Origin of the sequence: Paenibacillus sp. GCM10027630, assembly GCF_042676305.1 — a bacterium.
Lineage (GTDB): Bacteria > Bacillota > Bacilli > Paenibacillales > NBRC-103111 > Paenibacillus_S.
In genome coordinates, this window is sequence record NZ_JBHTGY010000052.1 from 173,765 (window position 1) to 183,881 (window position 10,117).

Genomic DNA, 10,117 nt, shown 5'->3' on the forward strand with positions numbered 1-10,117 from the left:
GCTATATCCTTTACCAAACAATAACAGAGGCTCCCCAAGTCAAGCCGCCGCCAAAGCCAACCAGAACCAGGCAATCGCCCTCGTTTACTCTTCCCTCTTCAACGGCTTCCGCCAAAGCGATAGGAATAGAAGCTGCTGACACATTACCGTATTTATGAAGATTAATCATGCACTTGTCTTCGCTTAGATCTAATCGGTTTAACGCTGATTGGATAATTCGAATATTAGCCTGATGCGGAACAAGCAGATCAATGGCACTCTTGTCCATTCCAGCTTTGCGCAGAGCTTCCTCAGCAGCATTCCCCATGATGCGAACAGCAAATTTAAACACCTCGCTGCCAGCCATATAAATAAAATGCTGTTTATTTTCTATACTTTGCGAAGACACCGGACAACGGGAGCCGCCACCAGTTACTTTCAGCAGTTCTCCGCCTGAGCCGTCTGCCCCAAGCTCGAACGATTTGAAGCCCCGTCCTTCGGCAACCTCTCCAAGTACAACAGCACCGGATCCGTCACCAAATAGTATGCAGGTGTTACGATCCGTATAGTCCGTAATTTTGGACAGGCATTCAGCACCAACAACCAAAGCGTATTTATATTGACCCATAGCAATAAAATTGGAGGCGTTAGCTAATCCATAAATAAATCCGGAGCAAGCCGCTGACAGGTCAAAGGCCGCAGCCTTCTTCGCTCCAAGCCGATCCTGCAGCAAGCATGCTGTCGACGGGAAAGACATATCCGGAGTGATTGTGGCTACGATAATTAAATCCAGCTGCTCTGCGGTGATTCCAGCTGCCTGCAATGCCTGTATCGAAGCTTCATATGCCAGGTCGGAGGAAGCCTGCTCGACGCTAGCCAATCTGCGTTCGCGAATCCCTGTACGAGATACGATCCACTCGTCATTCGTCTCAACCATTTGTTCCAATTCTTTATTCGTCAATACCCGATCGGGCACATATTTTCCTGTCCCAATAATGCCTACTGGCAGTAAGCTCATAAATTACAACTCGCTTCCATTACTAATTTCCGTTGAGATGCTTGTTACCAGGTCGTTCTGCAATGCAATCCTTGCTTGACGAACTGCATTTTTGATAGCTGTAGCATTGGAAGAACCATGGCTCTTCAACAGCAAACCGTTAATACCCAGAAGCGGTGCCGCACCATGCTCCGTATAATCAAAGCTGCGACGAAACCGATTTAAACCAGGTTTCAACACCAAAGCAGCGAGCTTGGTCGCAAAGTTTCTTAGAAATTCTGTTTTTAGCGTAGAAAAGATAACGGATGCCGCGCCTTCTACAGACTTTAGCATAATATTACCAGCGAATCCATCGCATACGAGCACGTCACAGGGTCCTCTGAGTACATCGCGTGATTCCACATTGCCTATGAAATGAATGGGTGCTTGTTCCAACAGCGGATAAGCGGCCTTGGTCAATTCATTGCCTTTCATCGCTTCCGTACCTACATTCAACAGCCCGACTCTCGGCTTGGCTATGCCGTCAACTTTATTTCTATAAATGCTGCCCATTATAGCATATTGAAGCAGCTGCTCTGCAGTCGCGTCCATATTAGCGCCCAAATCCAGAGCCAGCATCCCTTTTCCATCCATGGAAGGAATCATAGGAGCAAGCGCCGGGCGGTCAATCCCTTTAATCCTGCCGACAACGAGCAAGCCGGTAGTCATCAATGCTCCTGTATTTCCTGCTGAAATCATCGCATCAGCTTCCCGATTATGTACCATACGCCCCGCCACTACCATGGAGGCGTCTTTCTTACGTCGGACTGCTTTTACCGGCTCATCGTCCGCTTCAATGATTTCAGCTGCATGGCGAATTTCCACATTTTGAGGTTTCCCTCCAGCTTTGTTTATGAGCGGCTCAATCTTTGACGCATCTCCAACCAGAATGACGGTTATGTCACCCCACTCCTTGGCTGCCTCCAACGCACCAGTTACTACTACATCGGGAGCATTGTCCCCGCCCATTGCATCAATCGCTATCCGCATCAGGCTCTCCTCCCTCCGTACGTTCCTTCGCTGAGTGATAGATGATGAAATTACCTTGAAAAACTACTTCCTCGCCAACGTAAGTGAAAACCTCCACCTTGGCTTTACCTTTTGTAATCGAGCGCACGTAGGCTTTGGCAATACATTTCTCACCAAGCTTAACTGGCCTCACAAAACGGATATCCGCTGCCGCCGTCAATGCAATTTGATCATTAATTAGAGCGACAGCCAATGAATTGGCTTGAGAAAAAACATGATGTCCGCGCGCAATCTTGGTTCTGGAAAATACATGCTCATTTTTAATTTCAAACATGGATATCCCTGTCTTATCAAGCTGCAGATCGATAACGTCGCCTATCACCTCATGCAAAGGTAATGAGCGAACCTGATCATAGGATTGTTCTGCCATCAGCTTGATCCGTTCGCGCAGCTCGGGTATCCCGAGCTCCATCCTGTCTAATCGTATCGTCTGAATACTGACCTGAAACGTTCGCATCAATTCATCATCCGTAATAAAAGGATTCTCGTCGATGGCTCCGGCCAGCTGCTGCTGACGCTGACGTTTAGGAAGGCGTTCGATATCAAACACCACCTTTATCATCATTCTTTAGTAGCCTTGCTTAAATAAACGATTCTTAGTTTCATATCATTTATGTGATATCACTATATCTTATGACCAAGTAATAAGAGATAGTATAATGGATTGCTATAGAAAAGGGAAGTAAAATCATGCCTGAAAAGCGATGAAAAAAATAGTACCTCACCCTAGGATGAAGTACTATCGTTTTGGTTTGAGAGAAATTATTGCTTGATGATCTCTCTTTTCTTGTACGATCCACACACTTTGCAAACGCGGTGAGCCAATTTCAATTCACCACAACTGTCACACTTCACCATGCCTGGTACTACCAATTTAAAGTGAGTACGGCGCTTGTCGCGACGTGTCTTGGATGTTCTTCTTTGAGGTACTGCCATATATCCCACCTCCTTCAACGAATTCATAACCTGTAAGAAAACTTATTCTTTAAAAAAGTCCGCTAATCCGGCGAGCCTTGGATCCGTATTATCCTGCTTGCAGCCGCAAGCATGTTCATTACGGTTCGTTCCACACACCGGACATAATCCTTGGCAATCTTCACCGCACAGCGGTACTAACGGTAAAGCCAGCACAACATTTTCTAACACATAGGGAAGCAATTCTATCTTCTCATCCTTGACGTAATGAATCTCTTCATTCTCATGATAATCATCTTCATGATATTCAAATTCATCATCGTCATCCGGTTTCGACTCATCTGCAGCTCGGGCAAACGTTTCGTGAAAAGGAATCTCGAGCTTTTGCTTTACCGGAACCAAACATCGGGAACAAGGCTGCTCCACATCGATGCTCAATTCTCCAGTCACCTCAGCCACTTCACCTTGATATTGCGCATGCAGCTTAACATGCAGCGGACCAAAGCCCAGTAAATCGTTGCGTTGCATAAAAACACCGGTCAAATCGACGACTTCATCAATATGTACCGTGTCAGCTTTCTGTGCCAACTCTCTTAAACGAATGAACATGAGTATCACCCCAAACAAACAAAGATTATTATAGCGATAATCCTTATATTTTGTCAAGATTTTCAGATCATGCTATAGTGAAAATTATTCAGTTCTAACTTAACCTTGGGCTGCGGAAGGAGACAAAAAATGAAAACCGTCGGTTTGATTGTTGAATACAACCCTTTACATAACGGTCACTATTATCATTTCCAACAGTCCAAAAAAAGCTCGGGCGCTGATGCTGTCATTGCCATAATGAGCGGTCATTTCCTGCAGCGAGGTGAACCGGCAATGGTTGGCAAATGGGCGCGGACCGAAATGGCTCTGCGTATGGGTGTTGATCTCGTAATCGAGCTGCCTGTCGCTTATTCCACCCAACCCGCTGAATGGTTTGCGTATGGAGCTGTATCCGCGCTTGATGCGACAGGTGTCGTTGACAGTCTCTGCTTCGGCAGCGAGGGCGGCGACATTGCCTCTCTAAATGAAGTATCCGCGGTTATGCACGATGAATCGGCTGCCTTCCACTCCTTGCTTCAGCAGGAGCTTAAAACAGGCCTATCTTATCCAGCCGCCTACGGAAAAGCAGTTGCCACTCATATACCCGGAATTGACGCGGCTGAGCTTGCCAAACCTAACAACACACTGGGACTGCATTATTTGATCGCACTACGCAGGCTGCAAAGCCGAATAGAGCCACTCACCATTACTCGACAAAAAGCAGAGTATAACCAACAGGATATTACGGATGCTGCCATTGCCAGCGCTACCGCACTGCGGCACATCCTGTTCGAGAAAAAGACGCTGGAGGAGATCGTCTCATTCGTGCCTGAGGGCACCATGAGTGTCCTCAGGCACGAATGGGAAGCAGGAAGAGCTCCTATCAGCTGGGAGCACTATGCTAAGCCTCTGCTGCTACAGCTGCTGCATCATAGTCCTGCCCAACTTTCTACGTTTCACGAGGTCACCGAAGGGCTTGAGTACCGTATCAAGCAGGCACTGCCTGAATTATCCGGCTCAACCGACCTGGTAGAAAAGCTGGTAGCGCTTCTTAAAACAAAACGCTATACACGCACCAAGCTACAGCGAATGCTTCTGCGTATCCTGCTTAATCACACGAAAGAGCAGCTATCCCCGAGCTTTCTCGCGCATGGTGTTCCCTACTTGCGTGTACTCGGCTTTAGCAATAAGGGACAAGAGCTGCTAAAAAAGATGAAAACAACAGCCCGTGTTCCAATAATAACTAAAGTAGCTTCAATAACCAACCCCTCTCCACTCTTGGAGTTGGATATTCAAGCCACATCCATTTATGCACTTGCATATGCATCCGCTTCTAAACAAGATTTTTTTCGCGATTATTATGAGCCGCCGGTTCGAATAGAACGGTAGCAAGTAGCAGCACCTGTAAAATCAACTATACAACAGTAAAAGCTTCAATTCACACAGATATGGTTAGGGCATTTAACCCGCTTTAACAGGCTTCTCAGGCAATGTTTTCAAATACTGCAGAGCATCATCCATATTGCCGACTGGCACTATTTTCATAGTTGTGTTTATATCCTTTGCTCGTTTTACCGCATCTGAATAATTAGGGATTTTTTCCCCTTTGGGGGAAGTATAATCCTTTGGTGCAAAAAATATTTCCGCACCCGCCTGATCGGCAGCTATTATTTTATGCTGAATACCGCCAATTACCCCTACGTTACCTTTATCATCAATGGTTCCAGTACCTGCAATTTTATAGCCTTTTGTAATATCATCGGTGCTTAGCCGATTGACAATTTCCAGGGAGAACATTAGACCAGCAGAAGGCCCGCCGATTTCACCAGCCTTGATGGTGACCTGCTTGTCCCCGTTATTCGCCTTTACACTTTGAACATTAGCAGGAACTACACCCAATCCAACACGTCGATCCTCTTCTTTTACAGGGGCAGCTCCTTTCTCAAGAGGAAGCTGAGCCAGCTTGATCTGAGCCGTGCGGGTAACGTTTTTTCGTTTGTAGGCAATCGTTACCGTGTCACCTGCCTTTTTACCCTTTAGCTGCTTCTGCAGATCCTCGCTTAGTTGGATTGGGTTGTCATCCACTTTTACAATATAATCGCCTGCTTCCAATATCTCCGCCGCGGGAAAATCCTTATAAATCTGCATGATTACAACACCGTCATTGCTGATATGATAAGGTATTCCCAGCATATGATAAGCCGCTTGAATAGCGCTGGATTGTGAAGTCAGCATGCTTACTTCCTGACGCTGCGTATATTCTTGCTCCGATTCGTTATCTCTCAGCAACTCTGTTTTTCTGCGCAGCTCATCATACGGATGAACGAAGGACATTAAATATCCAAACACAGAAGCATCACTGACCCGAACCGTTGTAAGCATGAAGGCTCCACGTTTCTCTGATCCATTCGGCTTCGCATGCACCATCGGTTGAATCGTTTCTGCAGTGCCTGCTGAAAATATAAACAACGGCAGAGGCATGAAATAAACGCCATATACTAATGCAATTGCGATAAATACAGATACAATAATCCTTGAAGCGCGTTTCATTTCTCTTGCTTCTCCCATTTAAATTCCCCCTCAACCGCTTGTGCTGCTTATCAGTGCTGGGATTGCCCGCATGGTTGATTCCCAAGGCTAGGTCTAAACTATTCGGACAAAGCGTAAACATGTACCATCCTGTCATACGGAGTTGGTCTTCATGGTACGCTTAAGAATGATGTCCTCTGGGCGCTTAACCACCCTGCTGTTAGGTTGCCTGGCTTTACTGCTTGTGATATGTATCATAGTATTCCCTGATCAAGCGTTCCAATCATCGCTGCAGGGGTTGTCCATCTGGTGGAAACTGGTTTTCCCCGCCCTGCTTCCGTTTCTGATTATTACCGAAATTCTTCGCGGAATGGGCATATTGCACGGACTAGGCGCTCTTCTGGAGCCGCTTTTGCGCCTGCTGTTCAAGCTGCCAGGAATTGGCGGTTGGGCTATCGCCACAGGCTTGACCGCGGGGGCTCCAAGTGGCGTCATCGCCGTAGGCGGACTCCGGCGTGACAAGCTTGTTACGAGAGATGAAGCAGAGCGTTTGCTGACATTGAGTCATGTACTCAGCCCTGTCTTTCTGATTACGGTTGTCGGAGTCGGTTTTTTGCAAAACGCAAAAGCTGGACTTGTATTGGCCATACTTCATTATGGCTCCGTTTTTTTAATCGCAGTTTTTCAAAGGCTTACATTTGTCCGAACCATTGCTGAGCCCGAAGTTGTTACCAACCGCCGCGCAGAAGCACGATCGCAGCCACGTAAAGGTTTATTCAACAAAAGCATTTCAGATCTTCAGAGAGCGCAAGCTGCAGACGGACGTACTTTTGGCAAGCTGCTTGGCGATTCCGTTGTGCACTCCGTACAGCACCTGATGGCTGTAGGGGGTCTAATTATGATATTTTCTGTACTCATCCACGCTATTTCCTTAAGCCAAATAATCCCTTATGTAAGTATGCTGTTTTCCAACTTAGGACTCGACTCTGCTTCTGATGTGGAACAATTGTTGTCTTCGGTCATGCCGGGTTTATTCGAAGCCCACTTAGGAGCATATACAATGGGTCAAAACCTGCTTTTTTCTGATCCCTGGCAATACGCCGTTTTAAGCGCGTTGTTCGCTTGGGGTGGACTATCCATCCACGCTCAAGTTAAAAGCTTTACGATTGGCACAGACATTCGTTACTCTGCATTTTTACGTACACGCCTGCTGCATTCTGTCGTTGCCTTTATCTCAACAGGTACACTTTGGCATCCGATAGCTAGCTGGATCGAACAATCAACCTCGCCGGTCTTTTTATCGTTTACAGCTGAGGCCTCTAACAGCGTAAACATCCACAACCTCAACATGTGGCCACTGGTCAGTCCGATGATGTTATGGTTTAGCTGCATTGTAATCATTATGTTGGTCTTATCAGTATTTACAGCATTTGTTTTATCTCATAGCGATCTTAAACCGCACAAAAATAAGCGCTAGTCAGCCAGCTGCTAGCTTCGGGCATATTTACCGTGAAGCGCTTTTTCCACCTCAACAGGCACTAAATCGCCTACAGGTCCATGGAACCGGGCAACTTCTTTAACTATACTGGAGCTTAAATACGAATACATTGGTGTTGATGTCATAAAAAAGGTCTCAATATTCTCATCCAGCTTCTGATTGGTTGATGCCATTTGCAATTCGTATTCAAAATCGGATACCGCCCGCAAGCCGCGCACAATGAGGTGCGCATTTTTATCTTTCATATAATTAATTAAGAGGTCGCGAAAACTATCGATTTCTACATTCGGCAGATCACTGGTTACTTTCCGAAGCAATTCTGTCCGTTCCTCTACAGTAAAAAGCGGATTTTTGCTGGTATTATTCAAAACCGCTACAATTAATTTATCAAAGACCTTCGCCGATCGGCGAATAATATCCAAATGTCCATTTGTAACAGGATCAAAGCTGCCTGGATACACGGCTATTTTCATTCCAAAATGTTCTTGTGACATGTATGATTCCAACTCTCCCTTTAACATTACCCGCTAGTCTTGTACTCTGTTTTTGTAAATCGTAACCGCTGTGTCACCATACTCTGCTCTTCGAACCCATTGTAGTCGTCCGATAGGCTCTTCGTATACATCCGCGGCGTCATGCTCCATTACAATGGTAGCACCCTCATTCAGCATATTTGCCTGGTCAAGCTGCTCAATTAAGTCTTGGACCACCTTCAAGCGGTAAGGCGGATCCAGAAATACGAGATCGAATTTCGCCTCTCTTTTGATTAAAGCTTTTATTGCCCTAAGTGCATCGTTGCGGTAAATTTCTGCCTGCTCCTTAAACCCTGATACCTCCAAGTTGTGTCGAATAGTATCGATGCTTTTCTTGTCGATATCCGTCAGCACAGCCCGCTCCATCCCTCTACTGAGCGCTTCTATACTCAATCCGCCGGTTCCGGCGAACAAATCCAGCACATGCCCTCCATCAAAATAAGGGCCGATCATGCTAAAAATCGCCTCCTTAACCTTATCGGTTGTTGGACGCGTCCCTGTACCGGGTACAGCCTTCAACGGCCTCCCCTTAGCACTACCTGAAATAACTCTCATGCGTTTCCACCTTCTACTGGATAGTAATACTATCGTACCATAAACGGAAAGTTTTGCACAAAACTTTGTCACATTCATGTATACTTTCCTAAAAATGTGTTCATCCTTATATTATCGACATCCGAAAATGTCGTAGACAACCGCGGAGAAGACTTACGTTCCCCATAAGTTCTTCGTCCGGTTTCTCCTCTCCCATGAAGGGCACTCGAAAGAGTGCCCGAATTTATTTACTAGTACGGACACCCAAGAACCCTTATATATATTGATTTTTCTTGTATAACAGAAGCATCTATCCTGTGTATAGCAGTCTATTTTTTTGTGATTGTCCACCAATTGTCCACCAGAAAATAATGCTTCATATTATTTCATATCGGTTCAAATATGTTGCACCTATATACTCATCTGCTAGCTCCTACAAATGTATTCACGAATCGTTTTTCTTCTATTAATATAACTGTTCAAATAATAAAACCCTCAGAGTTATCTCAAAGGGTGATTTCTTACGTTCAATATCCTGGAGTATCTAATTCAACCTTCAACACATCCTTGAAATCAATCAACTCCCAGTCTGCCCCTATATCCACCTTAATGAGATGTGTCCGTGGGTTTATCCAATCTACAACCCCATTAATCTGTCTATTACCGTATTCCTTAAACACTATTATGCTGGCTCGGAGTGTATGCAGCATTGATGATCTTAGTCTGCCATACAATTCCTGCTGCTCCTCTTCAGTCAACTCGGGCTTCGTCTGTTTATTCTTCTGCTCGTTATGTAAATTAATCCTGTCTTTGTGTTCTGGTAACATCATCCTGCTGCTCTCCCACCTTCCATTGCCTTTCAAGCTTTTTCCCATTTCCACTGTCACTCTCCATTTAATTTAATACCCAGTAATGGCTATCTTTTTCTAGGATTTCCGTTCTAACCTTCTCCCACTAGAGCAAAAGATTATGATCGTAGCCGCGGCATTTAAAGTTTGCCTGTATCCCTTCTGCTGCGCAACTTCTTCAATAATCTTTATACCTCGCTTACACAGCTCTGTCTCCAATTCCATTAACTCAGAGTGAGCGCTGTCCTGCGCCTTGCCGAGACTCATGACATAAAGAATATTTAGTTTCAGCTTAACTTGATTCATCAGATTAATATCACGCTGAAGCACATCAACATGACAGGTAAGATAATCCCCAACTTAACGAGTTGAAGTACACCAGGTGTAAGTAATGTTGCTTTTTTCACCGAACACCGCCTCCAAAAATAAGAACGCACGTTTGTATATTATCCAGAATAGCGAACATTTATTCGTATTTCAAGAGGGAATTTTCCCATATAAAAAAGCAGCCCTCAATCCCAACTGAACTGTGACCCGAAAGATAGACACTTTGAAAAAAGTGCCCGTCTTTTGGGTTTTTGTGTTTTAATAAACAATACTACAGTGAATGAGGGAAGCTAACAACATG

General features: G+C 45.2%; 11 protein-coding genes and 1 pseudogene. 2 read left to right on the forward strand and 10 right to left on the reverse strand.

Annotation, left to right across the window (positions count from 1 at the left end; all coding sequences use genetic code 11):
- Positions 1-10 precede the first annotated feature (10 nt).
- The 5 genes from ACFQ0C_RS25505 to ACFQ0C_RS25525 form a co-directional block, all read right to left on the reverse strand.
- Positions 11-997, reverse strand: coding sequence for a beta-ketoacyl-ACP synthase III (locus ACFQ0C_RS25505; RefSeq protein WP_308861682.1), 987 nt, complete (start codon positions 995-997; stop codon positions 11-13).
- 3 nt (positions 998-1,000) lie between these two features.
- Positions 1,001-2,005, reverse strand: coding sequence for a phosphate acyltransferase PlsX (plsX, locus tag ACFQ0C_RS25510; protein ID WP_258212451.1), 1,005 nt, complete (start codon positions 2,003-2,005; stop codon positions 1,001-1,003).
- On the reverse strand, positions 1,989-2,609 hold the full coding sequence (gene fapR, locus ACFQ0C_RS25515) for a transcription factor FapR (RefSeq protein ID WP_258212452.1): 621 nt from the start codon (positions 2,607-2,609) through the stop codon (positions 1,989-1,991). Before fapR ends, plsX begins: the two co-directional genes overlap by 17 nt.
- Before the next feature lie 197 nt (positions 2,610-2,806).
- Positions 2,807-2,980 carry a 50S ribosomal protein L32 gene (gene rpmF / locus ACFQ0C_RS25520; protein WP_171651660.1) on the reverse strand — a complete coding sequence of 58 codons (174 nt, stop codon included), beginning with the start codon at positions 2,978-2,980 and terminating at the stop codon, positions 2,807-2,809.
- Between the two features lie 42 nt (positions 2,981-3,022).
- Complete coding sequence (locus ACFQ0C_RS25525) at positions 3,023-3,568, reverse strand: YceD family protein (RefSeq protein ID WP_258212453.1); 546 nt, start codon at positions 3,566-3,568, stop codon at positions 3,023-3,025.
- A gap of 129 nt (positions 3,569-3,697) precedes the next feature.
- On the opposite strand from ACFQ0C_RS25525, the gene ACFQ0C_RS25530 reads away from it, so the two are divergent.
- Complete coding sequence (locus ACFQ0C_RS25530; RefSeq protein ID WP_379370751.1) at positions 3,698-4,936, forward strand: nucleotidyltransferase; 1,239 nt, start codon at positions 3,698-3,700, stop codon at positions 4,934-4,936.
- 72 nt (positions 4,937-5,008) lie between these two features.
- Here the strand turns inward: ACFQ0C_RS25530 and ACFQ0C_RS25535 are convergent, their stop codons facing one another.
- On the reverse strand, positions 5,009-6,115 hold the full coding sequence (locus tag ACFQ0C_RS25535) for a SepM family pheromone-processing serine protease (RefSeq protein ID WP_379370753.1): 1,107 nt from the start codon (positions 6,113-6,115) through the stop codon (positions 5,009-5,011).
- A 133-nt stretch (positions 6,116-6,248) separates the two neighbouring features.
- Between ACFQ0C_RS25535 and ACFQ0C_RS25540 the strand changes: the two genes are divergently transcribed.
- The gene (locus ACFQ0C_RS25540) at positions 6,249-7,553 is read left to right on the forward strand and encodes a nucleoside recognition domain-containing protein (protein ID WP_379370755.1); all 1,305 of its coding nucleotides are present in this window, start codon (positions 6,249-6,251) and stop codon (positions 7,551-7,553) included.
- An 11-nt stretch (positions 7,554-7,564) separates the two neighbouring features.
- On the opposite strand, the gene coaD is transcribed toward ACFQ0C_RS25540, so the two are convergent.
- The 4 genes and pseudogenes from coaD to ACFQ0C_RS39155 all read right to left on the reverse strand — a co-directional run.
- Positions 7,565-8,068: a pantetheine-phosphate adenylyltransferase gene (gene coaD / locus ACFQ0C_RS25545; protein ID WP_379370757.1), complete on the reverse strand. Its 504-nt coding sequence runs from the start codon at positions 8,066-8,068 to the stop codon at positions 7,565-7,567.
- A gap of 33 nt (positions 8,069-8,101) precedes the next feature.
- Entirely contained in the window at positions 8,102-8,662 is a 561-nt protein-coding gene (gene rsmD, locus ACFQ0C_RS25550) for a 16S rRNA (guanine(966)-N(2))-methyltransferase RsmD (protein WP_379370759.1), read from the reverse strand.
- Positions 8,663-9,168: 506 nt separating this feature from the next.
- Entirely contained in the window at positions 9,169-9,471 is a 303-nt protein-coding gene (locus ACFQ0C_RS25555) for a YolD-like family protein (RefSeq protein ID WP_379370761.1), read from the reverse strand.
- Between the two features lie 96 nt (positions 9,472-9,567).
- Positions 9,568-9,825, reverse strand: a pseudogene (locus ACFQ0C_RS39155) (YhjD family protein); the annotation flags it as partial.
- Between the last annotated feature and the right edge of the window lie 292 nt (positions 9,826-10,117).

Bases quoted from the DNA above. Each gene is read 5' to 3' on its own strand.
- rsmD (WP_379370759.1), bottom strand. From the start codon at position 8,662: ATGAGAGTTATTTCAGGTAGTGCTAAGGGGAGGCCGTTGAAGGCTGTA.
- rpmF (WP_171651660.1), bottom strand. From the start codon at position 2,980: ATGGCAGTACCTCAAAGAAGAACATCCAAGACACGTCGCGACAAGCGC.
- plsX (WP_258212451.1), bottom strand. From the start codon at position 2,005: ATGCGGATAGCGATTGATGCAATGGGCGGGGACAATGCTCCCGATGTA.
- coaD (WP_379370757.1), bottom strand. From the start codon at position 8,068: ATGTCACAAGAACATTTTGGAATGAAAATAGCCGTGTATCCAGGCAGC.
- ACFQ0C_RS25540 (WP_379370755.1), top strand. From the start codon at position 6,249: ATGGTACGCTTAAGAATGATGTCCTCTGGGCGCTTAACCACCCTGCTG.
- ACFQ0C_RS25555 (WP_379370761.1), bottom strand. From the start codon at position 9,471: ATGATGTTACCAGAACACAAAGACAGGATTAATTTACATAACGAGCAG.
- ACFQ0C_RS25535 (WP_379370753.1), bottom strand. From the start codon at position 6,115: ATGGGAGAAGCAAGAGAAATGAAACGCGCTTCAAGGATTATTGTATCT.
- ACFQ0C_RS25530 (WP_379370751.1), top strand. From the start codon at position 3,698: ATGAAAACCGTCGGTTTGATTGTTGAATACAACCCTTTACATAACGGT.
- ACFQ0C_RS25505 (WP_308861682.1), bottom strand. From the start codon at position 997: ATGAGCTTACTGCCAGTAGGCATTATTGGGACAGGAAAATATGTGCCC.
- ACFQ0C_RS25525 (WP_258212453.1), bottom strand. From the start codon at position 3,568: ATGTTCATTCGTTTAAGAGAGTTGGCACAGAAAGCTGACACGGTACAT.
- fapR (WP_258212452.1), bottom strand. From the start codon at position 2,609: ATGATGATAAAGGTGGTGTTTGATATCGAACGCCTTCCTAAACGTCAG.